Raw genomic sequence first — 16385 nt, forward strand, 5'->3', positions numbered from 1 at the left:
CGTGGCCGCGAGTCCCTCGATGTCGCCGTCGAACATGTGGATATGGTTGAAGTTCTCCGGGCGCCACGACGCCGCGTACAGATCGATCGGTTTCGGCTGCGCCATCACGGCGACCACCTCCACCCCGGCTTCGGCGAACGCGGCCGGATACTCCGCACCCGTCCCGAGTGGATCGACCACCACCGCATACCGTTGCATCGCTGCACCTCCTACTGTGCTACCCATCCGCCTGTGCGGAAGTCATGGCACCCTCGCATGTGCGGCTTCCACGGTCAGTGCTCGAGCCGCTGCGTCCAGCGCCGTGCGGCATTCCTCCGCGGTCCTGGCCACGGCCGTCGCGAACGCGATCCGGCCCCACCGGGTTCCCTTGGGCGGCGGGGACTTCACGTCACCCGGCCCGGCCAGCGCCTCCATCTGGTCCACTGTGGACGGTAAGGCCGCGCGGTCGATCCGGATCTCGCCGATCCGGGTGTCCTCGTGCTCCGGGTAGAAGAACCGGATGGCGGCTACCAGCTCCCGGTCGGGCACGGTGGACGGCGGCAGGCCACACGCGACCTCGGCCGCGGCCAGGGCGGAGTCGACGCCGCCGGCCTGCTGGGCCAGGTACGGGATCAGCCCGCCGCTGAGCCGGCCGTTCACCTCGACGATCTTCGGCCCGGACCTGGTGAGCTTGATCTCGGTGTGCGTGAAGCCGGTGCCGAAACCCAGCGAAGCGTGGACATCCCGCAGCACACCCCGCAGGGTCGGGTCGTGCAGCAGCGGGTCGGCTCCGTACACGACGTGCCCGGTCTCCTCGAAGTACGGCGGGTAACCGATCTCCTTGTGCGCCACGCACATCGGGTACACCGTGCCCTCGTGCACGGCACAGTCCACGCTGATCTCCGGGTCTGGCAGGTACTCCTCGACCAGCACCTGGTCGTAGTGCCACGCCCCGGGAATCAGGGTGTCCCGGGCGAACGTGAACGACGCCGCCAGCTCGTCCGGCGTGTCGACCCGCACCACACCCAGACTCGCCGCCATGGCCCGGGGTTTGAGCACCACCGGGTACCCGAACCGGTCGGCCACCGCCAGCGCGTCGGCCACGCTCCCGGCCAGGGCCGACTCCGGCTGCGGCACCCCGGCCGTAGCCAGCGCGGTGCGGGTCAGGTGCTTGTCCCGGGTGCTCATCACCCGGTCCGGCGGCACCCCGGGTAGGCCGAGGGCCTCGGCCACCCGGGCGACCTGCAACACCCGCGCCTCGTCCCAGCTCATCACCCCGTGCAACGGCGCAATCCGTTGCGCGGCAGCGATGAAGTGGGACGCGTCCCGGGTCTCGGTCAGATCCACCACCGTCCACGAGTCGATGTAGGCACGCTCCCAGGTCGGCTCCGCACCGACGAACTGGTGCACCCGGAAGCGCGATCCGATGGAGCTCAACACGTTCTCCGAATAGAAGCGGTGTCCTGTTCCAATCATCAGCAGGGACCGGCGCTGGGCCGGCGACGCGGAACAGTCTGAGGTCATGGCACCCCCGCATGGGCAGTTTCGACGGACAGTGCGGCGGCGGCCGCGTCGAGCGCCGACCGGCACTCCTCGGCGGTCCCCGCCACGGCGGTCGCGAACGCGATCCGGCCGAACAGGGTTCCCTTGGGTGGTGGGGAGATCACGTCACCAGGGCGGGACAGCACGGCGACCTGGTCGATCGCGGCCGGCAGCCCGTCCCGGTCGAACCGCACCGCGCCGAGCGTGGTGTTCTCCCGCTCCACGTAGAAGAATCGCACCGCGCCCACCCGGCGGTGGCTGGGCGTGAGGTCCGGTGGACGCCCGCAGGCGACCGCGGCCGCCGCGAGCGCGGGGTCGATACCGGTGGCGCGCAGGCCGAGGTACGGGATCAGGTCGCCGCCCAGCCGGGCGTTCACCTCGATGATCTTCGGCCCGGCCGGGGTCAGCTTGACCTCGGTGTGCGTCATCCCATTGGTGAACCCGAGCGCGGCGTGCGTCCGCTCGAGAATCCGCAGCAGTTCCGGGTCGAGCAGCAGCGGGTCGGCCGCGTCCACCGTGTGGCCGACCTCCTCGAAGTACGGCGGGTAGCCGGTCTCCTTGCGGGCCAGGAACATCGGGTACAACCGTCCGTTGTGGACGGCCGAGTCGACGCTGATCTCCGGCCCGGTGAGGAACTCCTCGACCAGCGCCGAATCGTAGCGCCAGGCGCCGGGCAGCGTCGTGTCGCGGGCGAAGGCGAACCGCTCGGAGAGCTCCGCCGGCGCGTCGACCCGGACCACGCCCAGGCTCGCGGCCATCGCGCGCGGCTTGACCACCACCGGATAGCCGATCTCGTCGGCGGCGTGCAGCGCCTCGTGTGCCGCGGTCGCCAGCACCGAGCGCGGCTGCGGCACCCCGGCCGCGGCGAGCGCGGAGCGGGTCAGGTGTTTGTCCCGGCAGCGCAGCACCGCGTCCGGATCCCCGCTCGGCAGCCCGAGATCCGCGGCCACCTTGGCGGCCTGCAACACCCGCGCCTCGTCCCAGGCCAGCACGCCCGCGACCGGCTCGCCCAACTTCCTTGCGGCCGCACACATGGCGTCCGCGCCGACGGTGTCCGCCATGTCCAGCACGGTGGCGCCGGCGACGTGCGGGCGTTCCCAGCCCGGCTCCGCGTCGGCCAGCAGATGCACCCGGTAGGCGGCGCCGATGGAGCGCAGCAGGTACTCGCGGTACGCCCGGCCGCCGGTGCCGATCAGCAACAGCAGCGGCTTGTCGTGCCCGGTCATGGCAGTGCTCATCGCTCGCTCCCGCGAGGCCGCCGATGGTGTCGCCTTCCCTCGTCCGCTGCTCGGCCCTCGTTCCTCGCGCCTGCGCTGCTCCTCAGTCCAGGCGACACCGCGGCCTCGCTCCCGCTCAGCTCCTCGATGTGCGACACCCCGGACGTGCCGTCCATGCGCCGCCACTGCTCGGTGAGCCGCACCCGGCCGTCCGGCAGCACGGTCGGCGTGCTGACGCAGGTGCCGGCCACGGTCTCCCCGCCGGGGCCGACCAGGCAGTAGGCCGCTTCGATCACGCCGTCCGGCCGGCAGGTGCCGACCAGCCGGCCGGCCAGCACGCCGGCGCCGGAAAACTCCGCCCAGACCAGATCGCCGCGCTGGAAGTACTCGCCCAGCGCGCCTCCCGGGTTGTCCGCCGGGCGGAACCGGCGGCCACCGTAGTGCACCCGCGCCGCGGTGCTCATGGTTCGCTCCCACTCGGCCGCCGAAGGTGCCGGCTTCCTCCGTGCGCTGCGCGCCGCTCGTTCCTCGCGCCTGCGCTGCTCCTCCGTCCAGCCGGCACCGCGGCCTCGCTCCCGCTCACACTGTCATCCCCAGTTCACCGGGCAGAGCTCGTCGCGGATCTCGAACATCTCCCGCCCGAACATGGAGTTCAGCACGATGGCCGCGCGTACCGGCAGCAGGGTGAGGTTGGCGTCGGTGAGGCCGTGGCCCAGCCGGGACCGGTTCAGTGCGTAGATCTGGTGGCCGTTCATTCCCTTCCACCGCACGGAGAAGTCCGGCTCGACGATCAGCTCGCCATCCTCGCCGATCTCGATCCGCTCGCCCAGCTCGTCGTCGAACGGGACCGGCGTGTTCTCCCGCCCGGTGGCGATCACCAGGTGCCGCACCCGGTGCTGCTCGGGCTTCTCCGGTGTCCTGCAGTGCAACACAATTTCGTCACTGCCGTCGCCCGCTTGGTCCAGCACGCCGGAATGGACGTCGCGGCCGGGGAACATGGTCACCGGGAAATGCCCGGTGACCAGCATCGCGTCGTAGTTGGCCTGGTAGAGCGCGCGAACCGCGCCCGGCGTGAGGGCGTCGCCGGTGGGGTTGAGCCGCTCGATGATCCGCCGGCGGGTGGCCGGCGAAAGCCGTTGCAGGGCCTGCATGTGCGCGGGCCGGTAGACGTCGTTGGCGGTCGGTGAGTCGTCGATGGTCTCGAACCAGAGCCGCCGGCCGAACCACTTGATGTTGGTGAAACCCTTGCCGAGCAGGAACATCACCGCCTCGATGCCGGTCTGCCCGCCGCCGGCGACGGCCACCGGGGCGCCGGTGTCGGCACCCAGGTCGCCGATCCGCTCGGCCAGGTCGTCGGCGATGAACGCCCGGTCGGCCGGCAGCCCGACGAACTCGGCCGGGATGAACGGCCGGCTGCCCATGCCGATCACCAGATGCTCCCCGGTGCCCACCGGCCGGCCGGCCGAGAACAGGGCGAACCCGTTGTCACCCAAGGTGATCTGGTCGATGCGCACACCGTAGTGCACATGTCTCAGCTTGCTCGCCGCCCAGCTCAGGTACCGCACGTACTCGGTGCGCGGCATGAAGTCGAACTGCGAGTTCATGAACGCGAACATCCGGCCGGTGGTGACCAGGTAGTTGAGGAACGTCAGCTCGTGCCGGGCGTCCACAAGCGACACCAGGTCCTTGAGCCACGAGGTCTGCATCCGCACCCCGGAATGCAGCAGCCGGTTGTGCCATCCCGCATCCGGCTGGCTGTCGAACAACGCGATGGTCTCCGTAGTGGCAGACTCGAACAGCGCGGCCAGGCTCAGGTTCGCCGGCCCGGCTCCGATCCCCACCGTGTGGTAGTGCGGGACGTCTGTGCCCGGTAATGCGGCCTCACTCATGGTTGACCTTTTCTGCTTCCTGAGGTGTGGGTTGACCGTCCGGCCACGCACCGGACAGGATTCTCTCCGCGGCGTGCCGGGTCGCCGCGAGCGCGGTCTTGGCCGCGCCCCCCGCCCCGCCGGTGAACGTGAACAACCGGTGACCGGATTCGACCACCCGCCGCAACGCGAGCGTCGGCGTCTCGCCGTAGCAGTCCGCCGAGCCCACCACCTTCCACGCCGGCCCGATGCGCAGCCGGGGAAAGCGCGCGCTCACCAGCCGCGCCGCCCCGGCGTGCAGGGACGGTGTCGTGGGTGGGCGGTCCGGGTCGACGCCCCACTGCCCGGTGGGCCGACCGAGCAGCAGGCTTCCGCCCGGCGCCGGCCGGCCGAACAGGCTGATCACCTCGTCGATGAACGTCGGGGGGCGCCAGCGACCGGTCAGGTAGAGCCCGTACTGGATGGACTGCACGCGGTAGCCGTCCGCGGGCAGGTGCCAGGAGCGCAGCAGGGCCGGCGTCCAGCTCCCGGCGGCGACCACCACCAGGTCGTACTCGCGGTCCTCGCCCTCGATCGAGCACACCACGGAGTCGCTGCCCCGCAACGTCACCGCCGTGACCTCACCGTCCACAACGGACATTCGGCGGCCCGTGTCGGCCAGCAGCGCGTCGCGCAGGCCGGCGGGCGAGACGTAGCCGGCCTGATGCTCGTGCACCGCGACACAGCCGGCGTGCAGGTCGGCCCAGCCCCGGCGGATCAGGTCCGCGCCGTCGGTCAGGCGCACCGAGCCCGGCAGGGCGGCCTCGATCCCGGCCACCGCCTCGTCCACCGCCTCGGTCCGCTGGGGCAGGTAGAACGTGTCGGAGCGGCGGAAATCGGCCCAGCGCAACAGGGTTCGGCTGCCCAGCAGCTCGGCGGTGCTGGCGGTGGCCAGCCGGCACAGCTCCGGGTCGGGGTCGAAGGCGCGCACCGCACCGCCGGACGCCGCCGTAGCGTCCACAGTGGACTTGCGGCCCGGCACCAGCTCCAGCCGCCAGGCCGGGGATGCCAGCCGCCAGGCCAGCATCGCACCGGCCAGGCCGCCTCCGACAATGCACGCGCGCACGGATCCGCCTGCCTATCTGGTGCTTCTTCTGCCGGCGAGCGCCGCCAGCGCGACCGAGTCCCGCCCCACCCCGGCACCCAACGCGTTGACCAGGCTGCGAATGGCCAGCGCCGAGTCGAACCCGACCAGCCGCAGCGCCCGCTCGGCCCGCTCCAGCTCGGCCTCGGCGAGGGCCGCCGGCAGCGCTCCGTTCGGTGGCACCTCGCCGGCCAGCAACGGGCGGACCCAGGCGCAGAACGCCTCGAACCCCTCCTGGGTGAAGTCGGTCTCGAACCGGTCCGGCCGGTCCCAGGACAGGTACAGCCGCACCAGCTCGGGATCCTGCTTGGCCAGATACTCATGCGCCCACAGCGCGTGGTTGCGGCTGGTGGAGAACTTCTTGCCCTCCAACAGGTACAGCTCGTTGACCACCGCGCCGCGGGCTTTGGGCACGGGCACCCCGCAGACCGCCAGGATGGCCGGGTAGAGCACGGTGAAGTAGAACGTGTTGTCCATCCCGTTCATGTGCCAGACGCCGTCGATCTCGCGCCACGCGGCGACCCGCTCGGCCAGCGTGGTGACGTCCGGGCGAAGCACCCGCGACGGTCCATAGAGGTAGCTGAATCCCAGCTCGGTCGGGAAGTCCACGCGCAGGCCCTCGAGCGGACCGTCGCACTCGATGCCCCAGTTGGTCGGATAGGCCAGCGGGAGGTCGGGCAGCGGCGCGGTCCAGTACTGCTGCATGACCGAGCGCACCCGGTCCGGCCACTCCGCCTGCAGCCACTCCGCGGTCAGCCGCTCGCGGTACTTTTCCAGGTGCAGCACGGGAACCGTGACGGTCATCCGGCGCGGCCCGCCGCCGCAGCGCGCGCAACTCGGGTCGACCAGGTGCTGCGCGGAGGTGAACCCGCCGCAGCCCTCGCAGGACGTGCCGTTCGCCCCGGTGCCGCAGATCGCGCACTTGCCCACCACATAGGAGTGGTGCAGCGTGCGCCCGCAGTCGGCGCACTGGTGCAGCGTCATCTCCTCCATCGGCACGATCCCCTGCTCCACCAGCTCGCGCAGCATGCCGGCGATGGCCTTCCGGTACTCGGGCTCCTGCGGGTCGAGGAACGCGTCGTAGCCGATCCCGGCCAGCTCGAACGCCGCCGCGATCTGCGCGCGGTACGTGGCGACCATGGTGTGCACGTCGACGTCGAGGTTCTCCGCCTTGGTCAGCACGTAGTTGGGGTGCACGTCGATACCGGCCAGGGTGAGCACGCGCTCGCCGCGGGCCCGGGCGGCGCGGGAGATCACGTCGCCGGCCAGGTACGGACCGGAGAGGTGGCCGATGTGCAGCGGGCCGTTGACGGTCGGCTGGGGCATGACGATGACGGTGACGCCGCTCCCGGACTGTGTGGTCATTGTGCCTTCCCGTTCGGCATCCAGAACGTGGTGAAGATCGTGAGCGGCACGCCGGCCGAACGGTTGTGGATGACGTGGGCCTCCTCGCTGTCCAGCAGGAACGCCGCGCCCTGGGCCACGTCGACGGTGCTTCCGCCGGTCTCGACCGAGGCGGTGCCGCTGATCACCACGGAGAGCTCCAGCTCGGGATGCTGGTCCCGCGGGCTGCTCGACAATGGCGGGACCGTGTACCACATGGCCTGGAACGGCAGCACGTCGTTCAGGCCGAACTGGTCCCACCGGATCACGTCGACAACGCCAACGGCGTAGGACTCCGCCGACTCACTGGCGAAATGACGCATATGACACCTCTTACGTCGATAGGTAGTACACAACGTGACCGGTGACCGCGTTTCCGGACCAGCCGGTTTCGAGTTAATGAGAGACGATTCGGATGACCGGAGTCGGTGGTTACTCCTTTCGGGGGCGGCCGTGCACTGAATGGCGTACTTTCCGTCGGGTTGGGCATGATTCGGACTGGAGGATATGACGAGCGCTTTCTCATGTCACCCTTTCCAGCGACCAGTAGACCGAATGGCGGCAGGCCTGTCCCGCGGCCGGACACGATGGGTAGCTGTTCATGTCGGCTTTGTGTCCTGGCTGAACAGCGCCTGATGACCACCGCGTTGACGATCATCCATTCGGCCTATCGCTTTCCCTCGCTTTGCAGCAGTCCAGAGAGGATATTGGTGGTATAGCCTTGGCCAGTCGTACGACTCCGCATTGTCACGAATATCGATCACCGTGCTGGCCGGCTCGCGCGGCCGGACGCCAGGGCACGGCCCCGCCGGCCGAACGTTTCGACGATTTATCGGAAACCAACCACTCGGGAGGATCTTGTGACCATCCGGGTTCCGGAGCGGGACGCCGCGGCAATCCCGTTATGGAACGACGCCTACGACACGACCGCGGTGCAGGGCACCGGGAACCTGTGGGGCGACCCGCCGGTTCCGCATGCCGCGATTGCCGCCGAGGTGTTCGCCGCGAGCGGTGCGGCGGTGATCCTGGATCTCCCGTGCGGCGACGGGCGAAATCTCCCGGCCCTGGCTCCCGGTGCCCCGATCCTCCTCGCGGGGGATACGTCACGCAACGCGATGGTCATTGCCGAACGGGTGACCGAGAAGGCCGGTATCCGCGACAAGGTCGTTTTCCTCGAGGTCGACGCGTTCGCCACCGGCCTGCTCGACAATTCCGTTGACGGTGTTTTCTGCTGGGACCTGCTCGGGCATCTCACCGAGCCCGAGCACGCCCTCCGGGAACTGCACCGGATCGTCCGGCCCGGCGGCCACATAGTGGCCAACATGTGGACGATGAACGACTGCCAGGTCTCCGACCCGAACATCAAGGAGATAGCGGACAAGGAATACATCGACCACTTCGACTTCTACTGCCGATTCTACGACCGGGAGGATCTCGACGCGCTACTCCGTTCAGTCCACATGCCGGCCGGGTCCGTCGAGGTCTCCCGGTGGTGGGAACCGCCGCACGCCGGTTACCGCGACTACGAGCACGAGCACGAAAGCCTGATCTTCACGATTCAGAAGAACGGCTCCTGAGGCGCACCGTGTCGGTTCCGCGCGACCTCCATCCGGCCGGTCGGACCGGGATCGGTTACGCGCCGGCCCACCACGGCGAGTTGCTGCAGGGAATGTTCGACGACGGCACCGGCACGTTGCGCCGCGCGCTGGTGACCCTGCCGCACCCGGCCCGGGGCAGCCGCGCGGTGTTCCACCCGAGCCAGCAGCACCTCGGCGTGGTCGGCACGCCGTCGCTGGCGAAGGTGCGGCGGGCGGCGGCGCGGGCGCTGCTGGAGTTCGCCCGGCACCCGGCGACCGCGAAGGGCGGCCAGATCGAGATCACCAGCGACGTGCCGCGCGGTATCGGCATGGGATCGTCCACCAGCGACGTCACCGCGACCATCCGCGCGGTCGCCGATTACCACGGGGTTTCGTTGTCCGCCGAGGAGGTCGCCCGGCTCGCGGTGTCCGCCGAGTGCGCCTCGGACTCGATCATGATCGACGGCGTGGTGCTGTTCGCCCAGCGGGACGCCATCGTGCTGGAGACGTTCGGGCAGCGGCTGCCGCCGATGGTCGTGGTGGGCTTCGACACCGAGCCCGGCGGCGTTGGGGTGGACACCCTGGCCCACCGGCCGGCCGAATACTCCGGTTCGGAGATCGCCGCGTTCGGCGTGCTCCGGGCGGCGCTGCGGCGGGCGGTGGCGCGCGGCGACGTCGCGCTGCTCGGCCGGGTGGCCACCGCGAGCGCCCGGATCAACCAGCGGTTCCTGCCGAAACCCGGGCTGGACAAGCTCATCGAGGAATGCCGGGTCCTCGGCGGCACCGGCCTCCAGGTCGCGCACAGCGGCACGATCGCCGGCTTCCTCTTCGACGCCCGCCGCCCCGGCGCCCCCGAACGGGCGCTGCGTGCCCAGGCCCGGGTGGTGGAGTTGGGGTACGCGCCGACCGCCCTGATCGGCGCCGAACCCCCCGCCGCCGACGCCCTGGAGATCGCGGGATGAGCAGCGGGCTGCGGAATGCGGTGGGGGAACCATGAGCACCCGGACCGCGTGCGACGAAGCGACCGAGGCGTTTCAGACTCCGCACCTGATCAGGCTCGGGCCGAACCTGTACGGGGTGGCGTTCACGTTGATGAAGATGATCCCGGCGCGGTTCATCCTGCACCGGGCCCTGCGGAACGGGTTGTTGGGGCCCGGCACGGTGATCGTCGAGACCACCTCCGGCACGTTCGGGCTCGCGCTCGCCATGCAGGCCGCACACCTGGACCGGCGCCTCATCCTGGTCAGCGATCCGGTCATCGACGAGCGTCTGCACAGGCGGCTGGTGGATCTGGGTGCGGTCGTCGACCGGGTTCCCGAGACGGCGTCCACGATTGTGGGCGGCTTCCAAGCTGCAAGACTGGCGCGGCTGGCCGAGATCCGGTCCACCCTGCCGGACACGTTCTGCCCGGAGCAGTACGCCAACCCGGACAACCCGCTGTCCTACGCCCGCCTCGCCGAGCAGCTGCTCGAGGACCTCGGCCAGGTCGACTGCGTGGTCGGTCCGGTCGGCTCCGGCGGCTCCATGTGCGGCACCCTGACCTATGTCCGCTCGGTGCTCCCGGAATGCCGGGCGATGGGTGTGGACACCCAGCACAGCGTCCTGTTCGGGCACCCTGACGGGCCCCGCGAGCTGCGCGGCCTGGGCATGAGCCTGATGCCGGACAACCTCGACCACACCGTCTTCGACGACGTCCACTGGTGCTCGGCGCCCGCCGCCTACGCCGCGACCCGGCAATTGCACCGCCGGCACGCCCTGTTCATGGGCCCGACCAGCGGCGCCGCCTACCTGGTCGCCCGCTGGTGGTCCGGACGGCATCCCGACGCGCTGACCGTGGTCATCCTCCCGGACGAGGGCCACAGATATCTGGACACCGTCTACGACGATGGCTGGCTGTCAGCCCGCGGTCACCTGTCCACCGACCTGCCTGCCGAACCGGTACCCGTCAGCGTCCCGCACGAGCCCGCCGGGCCCTGGACGACCTACGCCTGGGCCCGCCGGTCGCACGCGGACGTCCTCTGTGCGAGCCGGGCATGACGGCGTCCAACGGCGACACCGGACGGATCCGCGGCGTGCTCGGCCCCCGCACCCGGCACGTGATCTACGGCGACCTCTCCCCCGCCGACCTCCGCGCCGAGCTCCCCCTCATGATCACCGTGGACCGCGCCCACCTCGTCATGCTCGCCGAGCAACGCCTGATCAGCCCCGCCACCGCCGCCGAGTTGTTGCGCTGCCTGGACAAACTCGCCGAGGCCGACTACGCGCCGCTGCACTCCCGGCCCGCCCCCCGGGGGATCTACCTGATGTACGAGGGCTACCTGATCTCCCAACTCGGCCCCGACATCGGCGGCGTCCTGCAGTCCGGCCGCTCCCGCAACGACCTCAAGGCCACCCTCACCCTGCTCCGCCTCCGCGACCGGCTCCTCGAGCTCGCCACCCAGGCCACCCGCCTCGAAGCCGTCCTGCTCTCCGCCGCCCGCCGCCACCGCGACGTGATCATGCCCGTCTACACGCACTTCCAGGCCGCCCTGCCCACCACCTACGGCCACTACCTGCTCGGCGTCGCCCTCGCCCTCGGCCGCGACGTCGACGCGCTCCGCACCGCGTCGGCCGGCCTGCGCGTCTGCCCCCTGGGCGCCGGCGCCGCCACCGGCACCGACCTTCCCATCAACCCCGCCCGCACGGCGTCACTCCTCGGCTTCGACACCCCCACCCGGCACGCCCTCGACGCCGTCGCCAGCCGCGACGTGGCCCTGCACATCCTGGCCGCCGCTGCCAGCCTGGTTGTGCTGCTGAGCCGCCTGGCCACCGACCTCCAACTCTGGAGCACCACCGAGTTCGGGTTCCTCACCTTCCCCGACCGCCTCGTCGGCAGCAGCTCCGCCATGCCCCAAAAGCGCAACGCGTTCCTCCTGGAACACCTCAAAGCCAAACCCGCCCACGTCATCGGCGCCTGGACCGCCGCCGCCTCGGCCATGTCCGCCACCCCCTTCACCAACTCCATCGAAGTCGGCACCGAAGCCGTCGCCGCCCTGTGGCCCGGCCTCACCGCCGCCCTCGACGCCGTTCTCCTGGCCCAGGTCCTCGTCACCGGCGCCCACCCCCACCCCGACCGCATGGCCGACCGCACCACCACCGGCTTCACCACCGCCACCGCCCTCGCCAACCACCTGGTCCGCACCGGCACCCCCTTCCGCACCGCCCATCACGAGGTCGGCACCGCCGTCCGCCACGCCCTCGAAGCCGGCTCCACCAACCTCACCGACTTCGCCCCACCCGGCCGCCTCCCCGCCCTCTCCCCCACCACCGTCGTCCACACCCAAACCCACGGCGGCGGCCCCGGCGACTTCGACACCCCCCACGCCCACGCCACCACCACCTACCGCACCCACCACCACTGGCTCCACACCTGGCGCCAAACCCTCACCCAAGCCGAAGCAGAACTGAGCTCGGCGACGACCACCCTCTGCGCCCCGGAGCCTCGTTGAACACCGTTTCAGAAACGCCGCAGAACCGGCGATCAGGGAAGCAACGTCACGTTCACTCCCCCGAAGCACCGGATCCCCGTGCTGGAGCGTCAAACTCAGTTGCTGGAGCGTCGAACTCGCTTGCTGGAGCGTACGACTCGCCGACGACAGCCCGAGCCCTCGGCGAGTCGTACCGTCAGGCAACCGAGTTGTACGTTCGGGCAACTGAGTTCGACACTCCAGCAAGTGAGTCCTACGCACCGCCCGCCCACCACGCGGAATCTCACGAGCCGACCCCCACCAGGGCCCGCGAACCCAACCCCGTCGAGGCCCACGAACCCACCCCCCACCCCATGGGGTGGGGGCCCGAGTCGCAGTTTAGCGGGGGTGGGGGTGGCGAAGATCAAGATTGGGGGGGTTGTCCACAGGGGGTGGGGGGTGGGGGGAGCTTGTGGATGGTGTTCGTGGAGAGCAATACGACGGGGTCGGGGCGGTTGTTCTGTGCGAATGCGCGGCGGATGGGGTTGCGGCCGGTGGTATTGGGGGTGGATCCGGGGCGGTATTCGTACGTTGAGGGGGATGGGTTTGACAGCGTCGTCGTCGAGGCGGCGACGGTGCCGGCGGTGCTCGCGGCGTGCGGGGGGCTGGGCGGGCGGATTGCTGGTGTGATCAGCAGTTCGGAGTATCACAGTGGGACGGCGGCGGCGGCGGCGCGGGAGTTGGGGTTGCCGCACGCGGACCCGGAGGCGATCCGGGCGTGCCGGGACAAGCAGGTGCAGCGGACGATCCTCCACAACGCGGGGATGCCGGGGCCGGCGTTCGCGGCGGCGCGCACCGCGGAGGACGCCGCCGAAAAGGCGAACGCGATCGGTTATCCGGTCGTGGTGAAGCCCGTCGCCGGCTCGGGGTCGATCGGTGCCCGGTTGTGCCGCACGGAGAGCGAGGTCAGGGCCGCCGCCGGGTTCGTGCTGGACACCGACCCGGCCGAGTTGGCGCTGCCCGCTCAGGAGCGGGTCATGGTCGAGGAGTTCCTCGACGGGCCCGAGTTCTCGGTGGAGACGCTGGATGGGCTGCCGGTCGCCGTGGTCGCCAAGCATCTCGGGCCGGCACCGCACTTCGTGGAGATCGGGCATGACGTCCCGGCGAATACCGAACACGCCGACGTGCTGGGCGAGGCCGCGGTCGAAGCGCTGACGGCGCTGGGACTGATCTGGGGCGCGGCGCATGTCGAGCTCCGGCTGACCACGGGCGGCCCGCGGATCGTCGAGGTGAACCCGCGGCTGGCCGGCGGCATGATTCCGCGGATGATCGAGGAGGCGACCGGCGTCGACCTGATCGCCGAGGTGGTGGCGCGCGCCGCCGGTCGTCAGGCCCCCGAGCACCCGGCCAGGAACGCGGCGGCGTCGATCCGGTTCCTCGTCGCCCCAAGCGAAGGACGGCTCGACGGCATCGACGGCGTCGAGGCGGCCCGCGCCACACCCGGCGTCGTCGACGTCGGGCTGACCCGAAAACCCGGAGAGCTCCTGGCCCGCACCAACTCGTTCCGGGACCGCATCGGGTACGTCATCGCCGCGGCGCCCGGCGTCGGACGGTCGAGCCGGGTCGCGGAGGAAGCCTTACGCCAACTCACCCCGAGGATCACGCCGGACGAGATCTCGGTGGCGATCGTCGGGCTCGGGTCGCGCGGGCTCGGCGTGCTGGAACGCGTGATCACCCTGGCGCCACAGGGCAGCCGGGTCCGCGTCGAGGTGATCGACCCGCGGTGCGACGGGGCGGGCGTGCACCACCTCGACCAGCCGGACTACCTGCTGCTGAACACGACCTGCGCGCAGGTTTCCCTGTTCCCCGACCGGCTCTCGGTCGGGGATACCACCGGCGAGCCCGGGCCGAGCCTGTACGACTGGGTCACCGCGCGCGGACTGCGCATCGGCCAGGACGGGTTCACCGTCAGCACCACCGGTCGCGAGATCAGGCCGACCGACTTCCTACCCCGCCGGGTGCTCGGCGAGTATCTCGGCTGGTTCTCCCACACGATTCGGCAACGGGCCCCGGAGCGGGTCACGATCACGCCGCACCGGGCCGAGGCCGCCGGCCTCGACGAGGACGGCGACGAGCTCGTGATCACGTTGTCCACCAACGAGGTCATCCGCGCCCGGCACGCATTCCTGACCACCGGATACACCCCGAACACCACCCGCGCCGAGCCCCGCCGGGTCAGCGATCCCTACCCGGTGCCGGACACCATGGACGATATCCGCCCCGGGGAAACCGTTGCGATGGCCGGATTCGGACTATCCTCAATGGACTTGATCTCGGCGTTGACGGTGGGCCGCGGCGGCCGGTTCGCCGGGCCCGAGGACGAACCACGGTACCTGCCGAGCGGCGCCGAACCGGTCATCCTGCTCTACTCCCGCACCGGGATCCCGTGCCGCGCCCGCCCCAAGGTCGTCGAGTTCGGTGAGCCCTACCAACCCCTGGTGTTCACCGCCGAGAACATCGACCGGATCCGCGCGGGCGGCACCGGCCCGCTGGACTTCGACCGGGACGTGCTTCCGTTGGTGCTCAATGAGATCCGCGCGGCGTATCGACGATGCGAGGCCCGCCTCGCCGGGCGCGCGCGGCAACTCGACGAGGCGTTCGCCACGACCACGGACCTGACCGCGCTGCTCGACGAGCTCGACGCGAAGCACGGACCCGTCGACGCCGCCGCGTTGTTCGACGGCTCGGCGGAGATGCCGCTGGACAGCAGCCTGACCTACCAGAAATGGCTCGCCGACGTCATCCGCGCCGACCTCGCCGAGGGCCTGCTCGGCTTCACCGGCAGCCCGGTCAAGGCCGGCCTGGACATTCTGCGCGCGCTGCGGGACACGTTCCGGTACGTCGTCGACTTCGGCGGCCTCACCCCGGAGTCGCTCGACGCGTACACCGCGCACACCATCCCCGCGCTCAACCGCGCCGTCGTCGGCCCGCAGTTCGAACGGCACACCGAACTGCTCGCGCTGATCGCCGCCGGCATCGTGGCGACGCCGTTCGGCCCGGCGCCCGCGGTGCGCCGCAACGAGCGCACCGGCGGCTGGACGGTCAGCTCGACCACGCTCGCCGAACCGTGCACCCGCGAGGTGGACTGGTTGGTGTCCGCACACGTCGACCTGCCCGCCGTGACGACATCGGCCAGCCCGCTGCTGCGCGCGCTGTCGGCCAAGGGCTGGATCCGTCCGCACCGCCCGGAGAGCCGCCTCGTCCACGGCATCGACATCGACCCCGACCAGCATCCCATTCGGGGAAACGGCGAGGTGGAACGCCGGATCTGGGTGCTCGGCCCGCTCTGCGAGGGCGCCACGTTCTACAACAACCTGGTCCCCTCGCCCAGTGTCTACTCCAGACCCATCGCCGACGCCCATCGCTGCGTGACGGCGATGTACGCCACAGGCCCCGGGGCGTAATGCCGGCCGCCGGAATCTCGTTGTAGTGCAGCGGAACTTGGTATGGTCGGCGCGCGGCAATCCGGGGGCGTCGGGGAGGAATCGATGGCGGAGATCCCGCGCCGGCCGGAGTCGCCGGCGGAGTTACCGTTGCTGCCTCGGCAGCTGCGCTGGTTCAACATCGAGAAGATCTACCCGGGCGCCACCAGCCCGCAGGTCCAGCTCTCCTTCCGGCTGCGCGGGCCATTGGACGTGGACGCCTGGCTGCGCGCGGTCGCCGCTGTGGTGGACCGCCACGAGGGCCTGCGCACCCGGTTCCACACCGCCGAAACCGGTCCGGTGCAGGTGGTTGAACCACCCCGGACACTCGAGGTGGAGCGGGTCGAGGCCGGCTCCACAGAGGAGGCACGCGAGCTGCTGGTCTCCCGCCCGGCCGGGTTCGACCTCGAGCGCGGCGACCTCGTGCGGTCCTGCCTGGTCCGGCTCGCCGATGACGATCACCTGTGGACGTTCACGGTTCACCACATCGCCGCCGACGGCGCCTCGCTCGCCGTGATCGAGCGCGACCTCACCCTGCTGTACCGGGCCTTCGCCGCGGGCGGGACACCGCGGCTGCCCGAGCTGCCCGTCACGCCCGCCGACTACGCCGTTTGGCGGGCGGTCAACCATCGGCCGGAGCACGACGAGGACCACCGAAAATTCTGGCGCAAGCAGCTCGCCGGCGTGCCGGTGCTCGACCTGCGCACCGACCGGCCACGGCCGGACCGCAAGGGCGCCCCGACCGCACAGGTGCACCAGGTGCTCGGC

The 16385-nt window shown here is 70.7% G+C and carries 14 protein-coding genes; 6 read left to right on the forward strand and 8 right to left on the reverse strand.

Going from position 1 to position 16385, the window contains the following annotated elements:
* From VGR06_RS33150 to VGR06_RS33185, 8 genes are all read right to left on the reverse strand, one after another.
* Nucleotides 1-198: hypothetical protein (locus tag VGR06_RS33150; RefSeq protein WP_327563132.1), on the reverse strand; the 198-nt coding region annotated here is incomplete at its 3' end.
* Between the two features lie 42 nt (nucleotides 199-240).
* Nucleotides 241-1419 carry an ATP-grasp domain-containing protein gene (locus VGR06_RS33155; protein ID WP_327563133.1) on the reverse strand — a complete coding sequence of 393 codons (1179 nt, stop codon included), beginning with the start codon at nucleotides 1417-1419 and terminating at the stop codon, nucleotides 241-243.
* An 80-nt stretch (nucleotides 1420-1499) separates the two neighbouring features.
* Nucleotides 1500-2759, reverse strand: a complete 1260-nt coding sequence (locus VGR06_RS33160) for an ATP-grasp domain-containing protein (protein ID WP_327563134.1) — start codon at nucleotides 2757-2759, stop codon at nucleotides 1500-1502.
* The gene (locus VGR06_RS33165) at nucleotides 2756-3202 is read right to left on the reverse strand and encodes a hypothetical protein (RefSeq protein ID WP_327563135.1); all 447 of its coding nucleotides are present in this window, start codon (nucleotides 3200-3202) and stop codon (nucleotides 2756-2758) included. Before VGR06_RS33165 ends, VGR06_RS33160 begins: the two co-directional genes overlap by 4 nt.
* Before the next feature lie 123 nt (nucleotides 3203-3325).
* Nucleotides 3326-4627, reverse strand: coding sequence for a SidA/IucD/PvdA family monooxygenase (locus VGR06_RS33170; protein WP_327563136.1), 1302 nt, complete (start codon nucleotides 4625-4627; stop codon nucleotides 3326-3328).
* Nucleotides 4620-5711 carry an FAD-dependent oxidoreductase gene (locus VGR06_RS33175; protein ID WP_327563137.1) on the reverse strand — a complete coding sequence of 364 codons (1092 nt, stop codon included), beginning with the start codon at nucleotides 5709-5711 and terminating at the stop codon, nucleotides 4620-4622. The genes VGR06_RS33170 and VGR06_RS33175 overlap by 8 nt, the downstream gene beginning before the upstream one ends.
* A gap of 12 nt (nucleotides 5712-5723) precedes the next feature.
* Nucleotides 5724-7055 carry a class I tRNA ligase family protein gene (locus tag VGR06_RS33180; RefSeq protein ID WP_327563138.1) on the reverse strand — a complete coding sequence of 444 codons (1332 nt, stop codon included), beginning with the start codon at nucleotides 7053-7055 and terminating at the stop codon, nucleotides 5724-5726.
* Nucleotides 7056-7090: 35 nt separating this feature from the next.
* Entirely contained in the window at nucleotides 7091-7435 is a 345-nt protein-coding gene (locus VGR06_RS33185; RefSeq protein ID WP_327563139.1) for a cupin domain-containing protein, read from the reverse strand.
* A 537-nt stretch (nucleotides 7436-7972) separates the two neighbouring features.
* Between VGR06_RS33185 and VGR06_RS33190 the strand changes: the two genes are divergently transcribed.
* The 6 genes from VGR06_RS33190 to VGR06_RS33215 all read left to right on the forward strand — a co-directional run.
* Nucleotides 7973-8689, forward strand: a complete 717-nt coding sequence (locus VGR06_RS33190; protein WP_327563140.1) for a class I SAM-dependent methyltransferase — start codon at nucleotides 7973-7975, stop codon at nucleotides 8687-8689.
* A gap of 8 nt (nucleotides 8690-8697) precedes the next feature.
* Nucleotides 8698-9651: a hypothetical protein gene (locus VGR06_RS33195; RefSeq protein WP_327563141.1), complete on the forward strand. Its 954-nt coding sequence runs from the start codon at nucleotides 8698-8700 to the stop codon at nucleotides 9649-9651.
* 31 nt (nucleotides 9652-9682) lie between these two features.
* Nucleotides 9683-10726: a cysteine synthase family protein gene (locus tag VGR06_RS33200; protein WP_327563142.1), complete on the forward strand. Its 1044-nt coding sequence runs from the start codon at nucleotides 9683-9685 to the stop codon at nucleotides 10724-10726.
* The gene (gene argH / locus VGR06_RS33205; protein WP_327563143.1) at nucleotides 10723-12177 is read left to right on the forward strand and encodes an argininosuccinate lyase; all 1455 of its coding nucleotides are present in this window, start codon (nucleotides 10723-10725) and stop codon (nucleotides 12175-12177) included. Before VGR06_RS33200 ends, argH begins: the two co-directional genes overlap by 4 nt.
* A 434-nt stretch (nucleotides 12178-12611) precedes the next feature.
* Nucleotides 12612-15599 (forward strand): FAD/NAD(P)-binding protein, encoded by a 2988-nt coding sequence (locus VGR06_RS33210; RefSeq protein ID WP_327563144.1) that lies wholly within the window; start codon nucleotides 12612-12614, stop codon nucleotides 15597-15599.
* An 84-nt stretch (nucleotides 15600-15683) separates the two neighbouring features.
* Nucleotides 15684-16385 (forward strand): condensation domain-containing protein (locus tag VGR06_RS33215; RefSeq protein WP_327563145.1); only part of this gene is annotated, 702 nt, incomplete at its 3' end.

Source organism: Actinophytocola sp. (assembly GCF_036002505.1).
Classification (GTDB): Bacteria; Actinomycetota; Actinomycetes; order Mycobacteriales; family Pseudonocardiaceae; genus DASYTH01.